The sequence below is a fragment of the Paenibacillus sp. FSL K6-1122 genome, assembly GCF_037977015.1.
GTDB classification, from domain to species: domain Bacteria; phylum Bacillota; class Bacilli; order Paenibacillales; family Paenibacillaceae; genus Paenibacillus; species Paenibacillus amylolyticus.
Window position 1 is genome coordinate 7,025,206 of the sequence record NZ_CP150272.1, and the last position, 15,067, is coordinate 7,040,272.

Sequence of the window (15,067 nt, forward strand, 5' to 3'; positions counted from 1 at the left end):
ATCGTACTATAACTCTACAGCGGCATATTATTCGATCCATATCCGTTTGCTCTGTGTAAGGTCTACGGGGAGCGCTGTGATAGCGGATATGTTCAAGTTCAATTTCAAGCTCAAGTTCAGGTTCTGACATACCAAATAAACCAAAAGAGAGCTAAGCACGGGTTTCGACCCGGCTTAGCTCTCTTTTCTATGACTTCATTATGATCTAACACAATAAGCTAAACGTTATACGTGCAGGACATGTTTTTCATCCGATAATCCCAGTGCCTTGGCTGTTGAGGAATGAACCTCTTTGAGAAGATCCAAGTTCTCCACAAGGGATATGCCGTAGGAAGGAATCATTTCCTTGATCTTTGGCTCCCATGCCTCCATATGCTGCGGGAAGCACCGCTGAAGAATCTCAAGCATGACCTGAACGGCAGTGGATGCACCCGGTGATGCACCTAACAGAGCCGCAATCGTTCCATCTGCAGACGTGACCACTTCCGTACCAAATTGGAGCGTACCCTTGCCACCCTGGACGGTATCCTTGATCACCTGCACACGCTGCCCCGCCAGAACCATATCCCAATCCTCGCTCTTCGCACCCGGAACAAAGTCACGCAATTCTGCCATACGTTGTTCTTTGGATAACATCAGTTGTTGGATCAGGTACTTGGTCAAAGAGATTTCTTTGACACCTGCTGCGAGCATCGTAAGCAGATTATGCATCTTAACAGACGTGATTAAGTCGGCATTGGAACCCGTCTTCAGGAACTTCGGCGAGAACCCAGCAAACGGTCCGAACAGCAGTGATTTTTTATTGTCGATAAAACGAGTATCCAGATGTGGAACCGACATCGGCGGAGCTCCTACCGAAGCTTTGCCATATACTTTGGCGTGATGCTGTTCCACGACTTTTTGATTTTTGCACACCATAAAGATCCCACTGACCGGGAATCCGCCGATATGTTTACCTTCCGGAATGCCCGTCTTCTGGAGCAAATGCAGACTTCCGCCGCCCGCGCCGATGAAGACGAATTTTGCCTTATGGCGTTCGACTGCACCACTCTTCAGGTTTTTCACGGATAATTCCCATTGTCCATCGCTGGTGCGTTTCATATTCTTCACGCTATGTTGGTAGTGGACGCCCACTTGTTGTTCCTTCAAATGTTTGATCAGCATACGCGTTAAAGCACCAAAGTTAACGTCCGTACCGGAGTCAATTTTGGTCGCTGCAACAGGTTCATTACTGGTACGATCTTTCATCATCAGCGGCATCCATTTCGCCAGCTCTTTCTTGTCATCCGAGAATTCCATGCCTGCGAACAACGGGTGATTCGACAAGGAGTCATAACGTCTTTTCAAAAACTGGACATTGCTCTCTCCATGTACATAACTCAAATGAGGAATCGGCATAATGAAGTCCCGCGGATTACGAATCAGACGGCTATTGACGAGATAGGACCAAAATTGCTTTGAGATCTGAAATTGTTCATTCACTTTAATCGCTTTGCTAATATCTACGGTTCCGTCTGGTCGTTCAACGGTATAGTTAAGTTCGCACAATGCAGCATGCCCGGTTCCGGCATTATTCCATTCGTTGGAGCTTTCCTCTCCTGCAGTGGCTAGCTTTTCGAAAACCTTAATATTCCAGTCTGGTGCCAATTCTTTTAGCAAAGTTCCCAAAGTTGCACTCATAATTCCGGCACCAATCAAGATAACATCTGTACTCGTTTGTCCCTGGCTCATGTCTACCGTCCTTATATCCTATATTTGCCAAAAGGATGTAAGCGTTATCGATTTGGCATTTGCAGCAAGCCCATTCTTGAACGGGATCGCACCTTCTCTGAATGATTATAACCTTGAACTAGTGTATCAATAATATAGAGCAATTTAAATATGCAATTTCAAGATATTTGCTATTCCATCAGTATACGCTAGTTTACATCGGAACGTTAGCCCGGTTATAGGCCTGAAAGATATATTTGTTCAAAACAAAGAAAGGAACCCGGTTTTAGGGGGACTTTGGGTGATGAAATGGATGCACTAAAAGCCGCTCTCGAATCTCTTCGTAAGGCGGCTTCATATATAAATTAACGATTACCACCCCCGGCGTCTCCGGGAGTACTCAGAAGATTGAAATCAGTTCCTTTGTATACGGATGGCGTTCTTCAGCGAACAACGCATCTGCACCAAAGCGGTCAACGATCTGACCTTCGCGCATAACGATGATGCGCTGGCTCATGCGATGTACTGCAGCCAGATCATGCGAGATGAACACGTATGATAGACCAAGCGACGTCCGGAGATCGGTGAGCAACTGCAAAACTGCTCCTTGCGAGATCACGTCCAGGCTGGCCGTCGGTTCATCCAGAGCAACAACGTCCGGTTCAATGCCAATAGCACGTGCAATCGTGACGCGCTGACGCTGTCCACCACTGAGCTCATGGGGGTATCGTCCAGCCAAATCGCTAGGAAGCTCGACCGCTTCAAGCAGCTTTTGGACGTATGCCTCCTTCGATGTGTAGGTAAAGTGGGACAACTCGGCGTTCCGTCCAAGTTGTTCGTACGGATCGATTAGTGAATCAGCAATCTTGAGCTTGGGATTCAGTGCTGCCATTGGATTCTGGAAAACAATCTGAATCTTCCGGCGATGAGGCCGCAACCGTCGGCCGCTCAGCCGTGCAATATCCTGTCCACCCAGTGTAATCGAGCCTGCATCTGCATCTTCGATCCGTAGCAGACAGCGGGCGAGTGTACTCTTGCCGCACCCGCTCTCCCCAACCAGGCCAAGGCATTCGCCGTGGTTCAGGGTGAAGGAAATATCGTTCACAGCCGGTCGGTCTGCACCCGCGTACGTTCGGCTTAGATGTTCCACGTGAAGCACAGGATTGCCAGGGGTGCTGAGCGATGAAGATTTGTCTGAACCGGCAATATCTATATCCGCATCTATATCTGTATGATCTGAATTTGTAGTATTTATGACTGCATTGTCTGTGTCTGCATGGTTTACGTCTTTTGCAAAATCGTGGCTTCGCACACCAGATTCTTCTTCGGACTGCACGAGTCCAAGATGTTCATCATTTGCGGTCGTCTTCATTCGGTTCCTGCCTCCTTCAATCCCGACTTCAGCGAACGACTCAGAACGGGAGCCGCATCAATCAGCTGGCGCGTATATTCATGTTGGGGATGATCAAGAATGCGATGTTTCCCGCCAGATTCGACGATCTGCCCTTCCTTCATGACAGCCAAGCGGTTGGCATAGCGACGTACATGGCGCCAATCATGCGTGATAAACAGAATGGCACATCCCGTCTCCGCTTGTTTGCGTGCCAGCAGTTCCAACACGCGATGTCCGGATACACTATCGAGTGCCGTCGTTGCCTCGTCTGCAATTAGCAGACGAGGAGACAGCATCAGCGAGGTGGCAATTGAGGCCCGCTGAAGCTGTCCACCGCTCAACTGGAACGGATAGCGGCGCAGCAATTCAGCGCCAAGGCCAACCGATTCCAGCGCTTCCTCCGCTCGTTTCTTGCGGATGGCAGAAGACTTTTCTCCATGTACCTTCTGGTATTCATCAAAGTGCCCACCAATGCTGCGAAAGGGCGTAAATGCTCCCTGATAGTCTTGAAAAATATATGAGATGCGGCTTCCCCGCAGGGCGCGCATCTCCTTTGGCTTCCGTTCGAGCAGGTTGCTACCTTCGAACATGACTCGCCCCGACGCATGCAAGTTGGGCGGCAGCAGACGACCAATCGCTTGCGAGAGCAAGCTTTTGCCACTACCACTCTGTCCAACCAATGCCATGAACTCGCCTTCGCGAACAGCCAGAGAGACTTGATCTATAATCGTACGATCCCGACTGGAGATGCTCAGTTCCTCAATGGAGAGAATCATGGCTGCACCTCTTTCTTCACGTCAAACCGGTCTCTTAGATAGTCGCCCAGCATGTTAGCGAGCAGCACTACCGAGACAATGGCAAGGCCCGGATAGATCATCAGCTCTGGCCGAGACTGGAAGTAAGGCCGCGAGTCGTTCAGCATCGCACCCCATTCAGGTGTTGGTGGCTGTGCGCCAAGGCCAATGTAGGACAATGATGAGATGAGCAGGATGATTTTGCCCAGATCGAGACTGGCTAACACGAGCACATGGCCTGCGATATGTGGAAGCAGATGTTTTCTCATGATACGACCGTCCGATAGTCCGTTGGTCCGGGCAATTCGAATGTAATCCTTTTGTGACTCCGATAAAACCGTACTTCGAACTAGACGGGCATAGCTGACCCACTTTATGATCACAATCGCCAATACCAGATTACCGATTCCCGCGCCAAGCAAGCCACTGAGCACAATCGCCACGATGGTATCAGGGAAAGCAAGAAAGGCATCAGCAATCCGCATGAACAGCTTATCGACCCAGCCACGTTTGTATCCTGCGATCAAACCAAACGGAATACCGATCAGCAGTGCAGCACCGAGTGCCAGCAGACTATAACCCAGTGTTTGGCCGCCGCCAAGCAGCAGACGTGTCAGTACATCGCGGCCCAGATGATCGGTGCCGAACGGATGGAGAGCACTTGCGCCCTGCAATCGTCCGCGCAGATCGGTTAAGGTATGATCATGTCTCAGAACTAAAAAGGCATACAAGGAGGCCGCGATGACCAGAAGTGCAAATAGCAAACCAACGATCGCCTGCCAGCTATGTTTTTTAGATTTTGTAGTTGAAATGGGCAGGGGCATGGTTTTCATCGGTGGGCCTCCTTTTCCTTGAGTTTCATTTCAGGATTCAAATAACGATAAGATAGATCAACCGCCGTATTCACGAAGAATACCACAATAGCCATGATCAGGATGTAACCCTGAATCAGTGGGTAATCACGCTGGCGGATCGCGTCCACCACGAGCTTGCCGATGCCCGGATAGGCGAACAACACTTCAATCACGACAACTCCGCCAATCAGGCTGCCGAGGCTTACGCCGAATACCGTAATGACAGGCGGCAGACTGTGCCGAAACGCATGAAGCATGAAGATCCGGCCTTCGGATAACCCTCTTGCCCGGGCGGACCGAACGAACTCCTGGCTAAGAGAATCTAGCAGGCTGGAACGCAAAAGACGCACATAAACGCTGGAGATAGCAAGTCCCAGCGTCAGAGATGGCAGAATAAGTGAGGTGAATCCATCCCGGCCCATGGTCGGCAGATTGCCAAAGCGTACGCCGAACATGTCGATCAGGATCAGACCCAGCCAGAAGCTCGGCACCGCCGCACCCACAATGGAGAGCATCCGGCTGCCGCGGTCAATCCAACTGCCGCGATGGAGTGCTGATAGCGAGCCGAGCGGGATAGCTATGACGAGCATGACCAGCAGGGCGCCAATCGTGAGTTCAGCCGTAGCAGGCAGCGCACGCATCAGGGTCTGCATGACGGGCTGGCCTGTTGAATACGATACACCGAAGTCGAGACGAACAAAATCGAGCAACCAGTTGCCAAACTGGACAGGAAGCGAATCATTGAAGCCCATTTCCTCGCGTACAGCTTCGACCTGCTCCTGACTAACAGACAGTTCGTCCACATTCAGGATCGTCAGCACGGGATCACCCGGAGCCAGACGAATGAACAGAAAGCTCACAAACATAATGAACAACAGAAAGATAAATACCTCAAGGAACTTCCGAAGCAAAATGCGAAACATTACATCACATCCAGCTTATTGGTAATCATGTAATATTCACTGCGAGTGGTAACCCAATTCTTGATCTTCTTGCCGTTGTAGGCAACGATCGTACCTGGATGCAGCACGAATGAATTCAGTACGTTATCATGCACATAGTTGGCTGCCTTCTCGGCAAGTTCCGCGCGCTTCTCCGGTGCAACTGTGAGATTCAGTTCGTCGATGATCCTGGTCAATTCTGGATCTTCCGATCCACTGAAGTTAAGAGCACCCTTCGGATGGTACGTCGCATTCAGGTAATAGCCTGCATCCCCACGAGGAGCCGTCAAATTACTGTACGTTGCAATATCCCAATCGCGGTTGGATGCCATATAATCTTCCGGGGTGTCAATCTGGCGAATCTGCACGTCGATACCGATCTTCTTCGCATCAGATTGGAACACTTGGGCAATCAATGGCAGATCGGCACGAGCCGAATATGTCAGCAGCGTCAGCTGCAATGGTTTGCCATCCTTAGTCATCACGCCGTTTTGCAGTGTATATCCCGCTTCTTGGAGATAGTTCACTGCGGCGTCAGGCCCGGATTGCGTAGCAGTCTCAGTATAGTTTGGCGCAAATGGCAGCGATGGCAGGAACGGTCCGATGGCTGATTCACCATATCCTAGCAGGATCGTGTCGACGATACCCTGACGGTCGATCAACGCATCCACCGCACGACGGACGTTAATGTCCTTCATACTCTCCCGCTGCATGTTCGTCGTCATCTGATGCACGCGGAACGTCGACGTGGACTCCACAGTCATGCCATCCATTGCTTTGAGCGATTCGAGGCTCTCGACCTCTGGACGGTATACGATATCAACCTGACCAGATTTGAGCGCTAGTGTGCGGGCATTGGCATCTTCATTGAATGAGAATGTGATGGAATCCAGTGGAGATGCTCCATCCCAATATTCATCATAGCGATCCAGATCCAGCTTACTGCCTGGGGTAAAAGAGGTCAGCTTGAACGGGCCCGTACCAATGGGCTTGTTCACAATGTCCGGCTCACTCACATCGATAATCGCCGTATTAGGATTCACCAGCTCTGAAGCAAATTCCGGGAAAGGCTGAGTTGTGGTAATCTCCAGCTTGTCACCCTCGGCTTCAATCGAATCGATCTTCAGCGCGTTCTGGATGGCTACATTCTCTTCCAGCGCCCGCTCAAGGGATGCCTTAACGGATTCACCCGTCATTGGCTTGCCGTTCTGGAATGTCACATCATCTCGCAGGTCGATCGTCCAATGCTGCCCATCTTCGCTCTCCCAGCTCTCGGCGAGCCATGGAGCAACCGTCAAGTTCTCTTCATCGAGACGAACCAGCGTTTCCGTAATGCCCGCGCGCAACGGCACATAGCTGGAATCCACATGTGGATCTAGCGAACTAGTGGAGAAGTTATATAGGAAATGAACATTTTTATTATCGGTGGATGACTGCGCAGCGGGACTGGACTCAGATGATCCGCAGGCGCTCAACAGTCCAGCGCTCAAGGCCAAGGAGACCAGCGCTAGCAGTGGCGTCTTTTTATTCAAGGTAATGCCCCTCTCTCTTAATCGTAATCATTATGATCTAAACAATGAGTATTATCATATCGTAATGATTACGTTTTGACAAGAGTTATATTGGTGTTAGAACGAGAAAGAATCCGACTCTCGGATGAGAGCGGATTCTTCATGTTTTTTGTTACATATGAGGGCTTTATTATGGTTTATTTCCTTTACGATCCGGGATTGTTTACAGGTAGAACCATGCAAGACTCCTCGAAGAGTTATAACCCAGTTTCGTAGTCTTCCAGCAAATGTGACCAGTAACCTCGATGTACTTTAAGGATTAAACAAAATAGAGTTTATGCGGAACATTTCAAATGCAAAATTCGTTTAGGGACTAAAGAGGGGGAGTACGATGAGAAGATATTCACTTATCGCCTTAATGTTTGCTACTGTTATGGCCCTGATTCTTAGCGGCTGCCAAAGTTCTAATCAGCCCGATCAAGTCGAAGTAAATAAAGTCCAGAAGGAATTACACACCTTTTATCCTGGCGATATTACACAGGTTGACTCTATTGAAATGATGACTGGTGGTGATGGTACTAAAAAAACAACTACAGATCAAGTGCTGATTCAGGAATGGATTGAAAAGGTACGCGATTTAGAAATTGTAATTGATCCAGATCAAGAAGATGCTACAGGGGTATTGTTCCATGTAACAATGTTTGAGCAGGGAGAAGAAGTGCTGTATATGACACCTACCGATATGAATCATCAGCGAATGCAGCCACAGTTGGAATTGGCTGACCGAATGTCGGAACTTTATGATGCCATAGAATAAGAGTGTTCTTATATCCTGTATTCAAAGTGACTACATGCTTAAAAGTTCGATTTGAAATTATCCTTCGTAATCATCTTCTAGTTTAGGTATGAATGGGGAGAGAAAGGGATCATTATTCTCCATTACTTTACCTCGGACTAAAGTGTAGACCTTAAACTGATTGAAGGTTTCCGTATCATCACTATCTCTTACATAAAGAATTCCATAGGAGCCTGGAGCTATTTCACCTACTTTTCTAAACACTTCGGTGGGATCATACTTTGATACAGGTTTATGATTATCTAGGCCCGCTATCCATAGTTGAAAGTCACCATTAACTGCTCTCACGTCCAAAACACCTGTAGGCCAATTTAGCTCCTCTACATATTCCCGAAGATGTTGAATAACTAAACCATATTGATACTCATTTTCTTCAAACGACGCACACTCTCTAATGGTTGCCCAGCCATGATATTCGTACATTACCTTTTACAGCTCCTTTATCCGTAAACTATGTAGACAGTGCTTCAAAACTATTTATCTTCTATAGTCGTTACTAACCTCAGAATATATACAGGATTGTACTTGCACTAATAAATGCGCTAGGTAATATATCTTGTACATTTTCAATTCTACTCGTCATATAATCTAACTCACTCCCGTTTAAATGTTGCTTTGCCCACTCCCTTAATCGTTTTAACTCAACTTCAGCAGCTTCTAATTGGTGAAAATATATTTTAGATCCATCCCGAATCAGGGCTATTCCTAATTCATGTATTGCTGCCTCCCAGTACTCATCGTAAAATTCCTGAGTAGCAATATTCTCACTGAGTGTAAGTTCACAGTTCCGATCTTCTATATCCCCGTTATATCTGTATAGGCCTACGGACATTACTATCCCCCCAAGTTTGATCAACATGATCCTATACGATGTCGCTAATATCTTGTACTGAAATATTTAAATGTCTCCAATAATTAAGAGGATAAGCTGAACTACCTACAACCATTTCGCCTTGTCTTGTGATGAAACTCCCACCTCGTTCAAAGAATTTTATCATCGGTTCGTAGAGGTCTATGTATTGAATTGCCTCATCCACTCCTTGATCTGCTAATTCGGAGACTTCTAAATAACCGTAGCAAATTACCTTTACATAAGGATTTCCTAGCGTGTCGAGTTTTGAACAAGCTCGATATACCTTTTCATCTATAGTTTTTCCAAGAATTTTAGCAAAACTAAGTAGGGGATATTGATCTATTGAAGCATCCATCTCGTTTAATAATTGATTAACGCGTCTAAGATATTCTTTAATCAAAACATGAGAAGAAGATTCTATTAAGCTATCTTCTGTATCCTCAAATGAAATAGACGATAATCGTTCAATAGCTTTGGTTAGTAGCTGCCCCATGTATTGCTCTCCTCTCGATAACTATTACACCTATTAGAGTTACGTACAAGGTAACGACTAAATAACGCAGCCCTGGCAACTGCGTTATCGTTTTAAAGTATGTTCTTTAATCTCAATCAGTCGTATTAAATATACACGCTACAAGCGTTCGTTTTGGCTAATTCTAAAAATGTTGTTATCTGATGTGCTACTTCTGGGAGAGTAGGGACAATGTTCTTAACATTCTCTATTTGCTCGCCAATTACTTTACTCACATTGAAGGACTTAAATAAATGAATAGCTGAATCAAGGTCCTGTATTTCCCATGGACTTTCCTCAAACCAACCTTTATGCGCATAGTATTCTTGTAGAATACCAATGTCAGTAGGCTCATAATGACACATAAGATCCAATAATGTCTCAAAATATCCATTCCACATCTTTAGGATATTTTTCTCCGCAGAGTTTTCAAATACAATTAATATTTCCGGTTGCCCCTCGTAACCAACATAATAAAAGTCATTAACTTTATCTTCTATCATAGCTCAACTCTCCAACGCTTAAATGCCAATAGATAAATAATAGGCAACCCTTCCCACTCCATTTAAGTAAAGTTTCCATCCAGTAAATCACAAGGACTTTAATTTAAGGGCTGTAGAACCGCTATGAACGGAGGATGTCCCGTTTCTTGGTTTTGTAACAAACTTGGTTTACGAAATCTTAAACTCGTCTGCAGTTCAATTACAGGTGCTTCAGCCCTGACTTCTTTAAGCAAAACTTTTATCCAAAGGGGGCACAAGGGTACTCTACAACCCAACATCTTTATTACAGAATCAATATCGAACTCGCGTCCATCTAAATTATTCGAATTTAACATTCCCCGGTAAAGATATTCGTCTGTAGAATTTAAAGATTTACCCCGCTCCTCAATCGGAGTAATTATGAATTTACTGTTTTCACCCAGTACTTCGTTATGATAGGTGGATAATTCATCTACAGTTTTTAGTAAGTATTCCTTAAAAGAATCTAAGTCCATATATTTGATCAACATGATCACTCCTTTAATTTCTTTATTATTACTGGTTTGGAGTCTACAACATAACCATCTTTGTCCGTTTCAAACTTATAAAGTTCAAGCCAAGAGCTCTTCACCTTTACACCTGCGTTCTTTAGCAAATCGGCGTACATACTTGATTCTTCCGGAGAAGGACGGTAATGCCCTGACTGATTAGTAATCTTTCTTACTTCTCCTTGACCATTAATCTTTAATTGCCCAGCAGCAAGGACCTCTTCCCGTCCTCCTAATGTATGATGTCGCTTCCCAATGATTAATTCTCCATTTTTATTGATAACGAAATCAACTTCAGTTCTACCATCAATTCCTTTTATTCTTCCACTTTCTAAATGATATGTGAGTACTTTGCCGTCATGTGGAAAGTCTTCATTCGGAAATTTATTACTAATAGTTGAACTAGAATTCACTTTTCCATGTGTAGCTCCTAAATTTTGTTCAGCCTTCTTTATATTATTCTGAATCTTAGATGCCAAACCAGATGACGACGTTTTAAATGGTCCTGAACGTCCCGGCATACTCCCACGAACCATCTGAATCGCCATGAATATCTGACTAAACTTCAGAGAGGTCACCATCATCTGAGCATACTTATCTGATACAGGCTCGCCCGTCGTAGGATGAATCCCCATCTCAAATGCCTTGATCTGTAACGCAAAAATATCTTCCCCAGGCGGTTCAACGTTCACAGCTTGCATGCGATTAAAGTCCAGATTTCCCTGATCCCTCTGATAAGCCCGAAGAGCAGCCTGATCCGCAACACCATTCTCGTTGACAGGCATCCATACCAATTTACCGAACATATTGATTTGCGCCATCCGATAGCCCTTGTCACCCGAACCTGAACCACCTGTTGATTTGGTCATCATAGCTGCGGCACCGACTGCTCCAAACGCACCACCCAGACTTACCTTCTGAGCATCTGCATCTTGGAATCGCGTGGCGATATCCTTCAATTCCTTGGATGTATTCACCATACTCTCTAGCGCTTTATCCAGTATAGGTCGTGACTGCTCGAACTCATAGTAAAATCGCTCCTGCGTCGCACCCATCCACATCATCTGAACGAACATGATCTGTCTCATCAGATCACTTCGTATACTCTCCAACTGCTGTCTGGCTTGATCCACCTGATTCGATACGTGATTTAGTTGTTCAGGGGTAACTTTGATTGTACTCATACGTTTCTCCGCTCATTCAAAATATGATTATCCTATGTTAGCAGAAGTGTAATATGTAAACTATCCGGCTAACATCCTGATTTCACCATGGTAAAAACACAAGCTGTGCTCCTCATCGGTGCTATGGTCCTATATGCATATACCCACTTCAAGGCATATCCTACCAGTTTCAGTAAATACCTTTCCTACTTCATTTCCTCCAACATGACCCGATACCGCCCGATCTGCTCCGCTGTCGCCTCTTCCCGCAATGATTCCAACAATGCTATGCACCTTATAAAATACCGATCCAACCCAAGCTTATCCGCTAACCGAATCCCCTGCAAAATGAATTCCACGGCCTCCTGCGGTCTTCCCATCCACCGTTCATACAAAGCCCGCTGATAACAGTAATGGTACATATCATCGTTGTTTGAAGAATTCATTTTTGTGCCATCGCCCAGCATCTGATCCTCAATCACCTGTAAAACCCGATCAATCTGCCACCTATGCCGCACTGCTGCCTCCGTAATCACTTTCAGACCTGCCAACCATTCCTCCGGATGCTCAAGCAAAAAGTTCACAAACTCCTCCAGCAGTTCCACCTGCCCAGCTTCAATCTCAAGAGCATACCGATTCACCTGTGCCTTATGCCTGAACTCCTGTACCACCTGCATGCCTACCTCATCCAGATCCTCCATCCACCCCAGTTCTGCGTACTGATCGATACATGCCCGCGCCTGATCTACCTGTCCCATCTTCCGGTGAGCCATACCCCGCATTAAGTGACTGAACCCGTAATAGTAGACCAGGGGCTGCTCGATGTGTATATGTGGTGCAGGCACTCCCTTTGACCGATACTCCTGCCGCTCTTCATGGATCGACTGCACACATTGATATAACATGTCTGCCCTCTCCATCACCTTGTTCCAATTTTCAAAAGCCACAGCCATCTCCAACATTTCAACAATGATGTCAGGTTTGAGTGATTTTAGGATAGATTTCCGCAAAGATAATCCTCCTTAATTATCGATTTTCTTATAATTGTATAGATAAATCAAAAGAAGATCAATATAAATTGTACTTATAAGTACTGTTTAATAATCATTTCCTTTGCACATATTAGTCTGTAAGGATTCTATAACCTCTTCTAACCTTAAGTGGAGGTGATCAAATGAGTTTACCAGAGGACGTAGGAAATCGAATACGTGAGTTAAGGAAAGCAAAAGGCTGGACTCAGGAACAACTGGCGGAAGCAGCAGGTCTTCATTACAGCTATATTGGTGGAGTTGAACGGGGAGATCGTAACATTTCTTTGGAGACTCTTGAGAAAATAATCAATGGATTGCAGGTCACTGCTGAAGAAATCTTTAAATTCAAAGAAGACTCTGAGTACAAAAGAGCCTTGGATGAACATATAACTTTAATAAGCGGCAAAAGTACAGATACAATCGTATCATTGACCAAAATTAGCAAAGAATTTTTAAATGCTATCGAAAAATCACATAAAAATTCCGAATAAATATCTCTACATCAAAATCATACGCTAACACCAAAAAGAGTGGAGTACGTCTCCACTCTTATCTTATTTCTCTTTTCAAATAACTCCCCGCTCAAACTCCGCAAACTCCACTCTGTTACGCCCATTCTGCTTCGCCTGATACAAGGCCTTATCCACCGCAGCGAACAGCTGAGTCAAATACCCCTCCGGATTGTCCGGTACATGCACAACTTCAAAGTCCTCAAAGGAAAGAATCCCAATACTAATCGTAATCGACACCTGCATAATCTCGTGATCCACCATAATGTGGTTGGACTCCACAGCTGTTCTCACGCGCTCTGCGATTTGGTTCGCCAGATCATGCTCCGTATGCGGAAGGTAGATCATGAACTCTTCCCCGCCATAACGCGTCAGGATATCGGTACTGCGAATGGATTGTTTGACCGCCTCCGCCGTACGGACGAGCACTTCGTCCCCGATGACATGCCCATAGCGATCATTGATCGCTTTGAAGTAGTCGATATCGAGCAGCAGGAGTGAAAATGGTGTTTTGTATTGAATATTGGTAATGACCTCGTGATTCAGGTGTTGGGTCAGATATCGACGGTTGTAACAGTTGGTTAAACTGTCCGTCAGCGCCAGTTCCTCCAGTTTGCGATTGGCCTCGGATAACTCCTGACGGATCAGGTCTAGAGCCTGATTTCGCTCTTGAAGCGTTACGTTCTGGCGATTCATCTCTTTCACATAGAAGCGCTCTTGCGAGACATCCTGGAACGTGAGTATATGACCAATCGGCACAAGAGCCGAATCCACAATCGGAGAAGATTGCAGGATATAGTGCCGGATATTGTTGTCCCGCTCCACGATCACTTCGATGTGAGAGAGGGTATTTTCTTTTTTCTTATAGTGATTCACGAACTCCCGACAGCTGCCCACAACATGAACAGACTCCAGAAAGGCTTCCATATCAAATGAATCCCCCACATGCAGATCCATAAAGGATCGTGAGGCTTTGTTCGCTTCAACAATGATTTCCTTCTCATCCAGTACCAGGATGCCATATGGAATGGTATTGATTACGTCCTCATGGGCGATGGAGACCAGATCGAACACATTGTATCTTTTGATCACATAGACAAAGAACAGGTCCGACAGAAAGATCCCCAGCGAAGTCATGCCAGGAATGATCGGCAACCAGCGGGCTAGAACGACATTCAGAATCGCATCAATTGTTGCAAAAACAGCCAAGACGAAGATGCCCCACAGGGTAATCCGCACCTGTTTTTTGATCATGGCAGACGTCTGCGAAGAATACACCGCCCGGAATAGAACCACGAGAGAAGTCAAGAAATAACTCACCAGAATAGTCATCACAACCCAGAACCAAAGGCCGTAATCCCGCTCGATGTACCCGCCCTCCAGTGGAATGACGAACTCGTTCCATGGATTTGCGACCACACCTATAGCCCCGATCACCGCAGGGATAAATAGCAAGAAGGTTCCTTTTGCACTCAGACGCTCTGAATAACCGGTAATAAAGATCGTCAGTAGAAGCCACCCGCTCCCAAGCAGAGAGACCGCAACGAAAGATAAGGTAACGTAGAACAATTGCAGACCGGAATCATCCGTGAGCGTACTCGCAAATTGACAGAAAGGCCAGAGCATCATCAACCCGTGAAATAAAAAGTACACTTTATGTAAGTTCGTAATTCTAACCGTAGCAAACACATATACACCTACACCAAACAAAAGGACAAATAAAAAGAGATCATACCATACTAAAGGGTTCACGAATCTTCTCCTTCTTAGATGCTACAATGACAACGTGGTTGTTCATGATTCTATGTGATACTTATATATAACTTCAATAAACACCTATACAATTCTGCTACGCCAAACTTATTGGTTAATTTAACCATATCTTATCACACCACCATAAGGGTGAGTAGC

16 protein-coding genes are annotated in these 15,067 nt (G+C 45.8%); 2 read left to right on the top strand and 14 right to left on the bottom strand.

Going from position 1 to position 15,067, the window contains the following annotated elements:
- Nucleotides 1–225: 225 nt before the first annotated feature.
- The 6 genes from NSQ20_RS31160 to nikA form a co-directional block, all read right to left on the bottom strand.
- Nucleotides 226–1,731, bottom strand: coding sequence for a malate:quinone oxidoreductase (locus NSQ20_RS31160; protein ID WP_076252082.1), 1,506 nt, complete (start codon nt 1,729–1,731; stop codon nt 226–228).
- 379 nt (nt 1,732–2,110) lie between these two features.
- Nucleotides 2,111–3,082 carry a dipeptide/oligopeptide/nickel ABC transporter ATP-binding protein gene (locus tag NSQ20_RS31165; RefSeq protein WP_340018793.1) on the bottom strand — a complete coding sequence of 324 codons (972 nt, stop codon included), beginning with the start codon at nt 3,080–3,082 and terminating at the stop codon, nt 2,111–2,113.
- Nucleotides 3,079–3,879 (bottom strand): ABC transporter ATP-binding protein, encoded by an 801-nt coding sequence (locus NSQ20_RS31170; RefSeq protein ID WP_340018794.1) that lies wholly within the window; start codon nt 3,877–3,879, stop codon nt 3,079–3,081. The genes NSQ20_RS31165 and NSQ20_RS31170 overlap by 4 nt, the downstream gene beginning before the upstream one ends.
- Nucleotides 3,876–4,730, bottom strand: coding sequence for a nickel transporter permease (nikC, locus tag NSQ20_RS31175; protein WP_340018795.1), 855 nt, complete (start codon nt 4,728–4,730; stop codon nt 3,876–3,878). The genes NSQ20_RS31170 and nikC overlap by 4 nt, the downstream gene beginning before the upstream one ends.
- Nucleotides 4,727–5,674 (bottom strand): nickel ABC transporter permease, encoded by a 948-nt coding sequence (gene nikB / locus NSQ20_RS31180; protein ID WP_340018796.1) that lies wholly within the window; start codon nt 5,672–5,674, stop codon nt 4,727–4,729. Before nikB ends, nikC begins: the two co-directional genes overlap by 4 nt.
- Nucleotides 5,674–7,224 (bottom strand): nickel ABC transporter substrate-binding protein, encoded by a 1,551-nt coding sequence (gene nikA, locus NSQ20_RS31185; RefSeq protein ID WP_340018797.1) that lies wholly within the window; start codon nt 7,222–7,224, stop codon nt 5,674–5,676. The genes nikB and nikA overlap by 1 nt, the downstream gene beginning before the upstream one ends.
- 370 nt (nt 7,225–7,594) lie before the next feature.
- Between nikA and NSQ20_RS31190 the strand changes: the two genes are divergently transcribed.
- Nucleotides 7,595–8,020, top strand: a complete 426-nt coding sequence (locus NSQ20_RS31190) for a hypothetical protein (RefSeq protein WP_340018798.1) — start codon at nt 7,595–7,597, stop codon at nt 8,018–8,020.
- A 57-nt stretch (nt 8,021–8,077) separates the two neighbouring features.
- On the opposite strand, the gene NSQ20_RS31195 is transcribed toward NSQ20_RS31190, so the two are convergent.
- From NSQ20_RS31195 to NSQ20_RS31225, 7 genes are all read right to left on the bottom strand, one after another.
- Nucleotides 8,078–8,482 (bottom strand): Imm7 family immunity protein, encoded by a 405-nt coding sequence (locus NSQ20_RS31195; protein ID WP_076329331.1) that lies wholly within the window; start codon nt 8,480–8,482, stop codon nt 8,078–8,080.
- 79 nt (nt 8,483–8,561) lie between these two features.
- Nucleotides 8,562–8,891, bottom strand: a complete 330-nt coding sequence (locus NSQ20_RS31200) for a hypothetical protein (RefSeq protein ID WP_340018799.1) — start codon at nt 8,889–8,891, stop codon at nt 8,562–8,564.
- Nucleotides 8,892–8,922: 31 nt separating this feature from the next.
- Nucleotides 8,923–9,405, bottom strand: a complete 483-nt coding sequence (locus NSQ20_RS31205) for a hypothetical protein (protein ID WP_340018800.1) — start codon at nt 9,403–9,405, stop codon at nt 8,923–8,925.
- Nucleotides 9,406–9,530: 125 nt separating this feature from the next.
- Complete coding sequence (locus NSQ20_RS31210; protein ID WP_340018801.1) at nt 9,531–9,926, bottom strand: hypothetical protein; 396 nt, start codon at nt 9,924–9,926, stop codon at nt 9,531–9,533.
- 98 nt (nt 9,927–10,024) lie between these two features.
- Nucleotides 10,025–10,435, bottom strand: a complete 411-nt coding sequence (locus tag NSQ20_RS31215; protein ID WP_340018803.1) for a hypothetical protein — start codon at nt 10,433–10,435, stop codon at nt 10,025–10,027.
- 2 nt (nt 10,436–10,437) lie between these two features.
- Nucleotides 10,438–11,637, bottom strand: coding sequence for a WXG100 family type VII secretion target (locus tag NSQ20_RS31220; protein WP_340018804.1), 1,200 nt, complete (start codon nt 11,635–11,637; stop codon nt 10,438–10,440).
- A gap of 185 nt (nt 11,638–11,822) precedes the next feature.
- Entirely contained in the window at nt 11,823–12,626 is an 804-nt protein-coding gene (locus NSQ20_RS31225; RefSeq protein ID WP_036611803.1) for a hypothetical protein, read from the bottom strand.
- Between the two features lie 164 nt (nt 12,627–12,790).
- On the opposite strand from NSQ20_RS31225, the gene NSQ20_RS31230 reads away from it, so the two are divergent.
- Nucleotides 12,791–13,138: a helix-turn-helix transcriptional regulator gene (locus NSQ20_RS31230; protein WP_036611805.1), complete on the top strand. Its 348-nt coding sequence runs from the start codon at nt 12,791–12,793 to the stop codon at nt 13,136–13,138.
- A gap of 75 nt (nt 13,139–13,213) precedes the next feature.
- Here NSQ20_RS31230 and NSQ20_RS31235 read toward each other — a convergent pair whose 3' ends face one another.
- A complete protein-coding gene (locus tag NSQ20_RS31235; RefSeq protein ID WP_340031511.1) occupies nt 13,214–14,908 on the bottom strand; it encodes a diguanylate cyclase in 1,695 nt (564 codons plus the stop codon).
- Nucleotides 14,909–15,067 lie beyond the last annotated feature (159 nt).

Bases quoted from the DNA above. Each gene is read 5' to 3' on its own strand.
- NSQ20_RS31160 (WP_076252082.1), bottom strand. From the start codon at position 1,731: ATGAGCCAGGGACAAACGAGTACAGATGTTATCTTGATTGGTGCCGGA.
- NSQ20_RS31215 (WP_340018803.1), bottom strand. From the start codon at position 10,435: ATGTTGATCAAATATATGGACTTAGATTCTTTTAAGGAATACTTACTA.
- NSQ20_RS31205 (WP_340018800.1), bottom strand. From the start codon at position 9,405: ATGGGGCAGCTACTAACCAAAGCTATTGAACGATTATCGTCTATTTCA.
- NSQ20_RS31230 (WP_036611805.1), top strand. From the start codon at position 12,791: ATGAGTTTACCAGAGGACGTAGGAAATCGAATACGTGAGTTAAGGAAA.
- NSQ20_RS31190 (WP_340018798.1), top strand. From the start codon at position 7,595: ATGAGAAGATATTCACTTATCGCCTTAATGTTTGCTACTGTTATGGCC.
- NSQ20_RS31195 (WP_076329331.1), bottom strand. From the start codon at position 8,482: ATGTACGAATATCATGGCTGGGCAACCATTAGAGAGTGTGCGTCGTTT.
- nikC (WP_340018795.1), bottom strand. From the start codon at position 4,730: ATGAAAACCATGCCCCTGCCCATTTCAACTACAAAATCTAAAAAACAT.
- NSQ20_RS31170 (WP_340018794.1), bottom strand. From the start codon at position 3,879: ATGATTCTCTCCATTGAGGAACTGAGCATCTCCAGTCGGGATCGTACG.
- NSQ20_RS31210 (WP_340018801.1), bottom strand. From the start codon at position 9,926: ATGATAGAAGATAAAGTTAATGACTTTTATTATGTTGGTTACGAGGGG.
- NSQ20_RS31220 (WP_340018804.1), bottom strand. From the start codon at position 11,637: ATGAGTACAATCAAAGTTACCCCTGAACAACTAAATCACGTATCGAAT.
- NSQ20_RS31200 (WP_340018799.1), bottom strand. From the start codon at position 8,891: ATGTCCGTAGGCCTATACAGATATAACGGGGATATAGAAGATCGGAAC.
- NSQ20_RS31165 (WP_340018793.1), bottom strand. From the start codon at position 3,082: ATGAAGACGACCGCAAATGATGAACATCTTGGACTCGTGCAGTCCGAA.
- nikB (WP_340018796.1), bottom strand. From the start codon at position 5,674: ATGTTTCGCATTTTGCTTCGGAAGTTCCTTGAGGTATTTATCTTTCTG.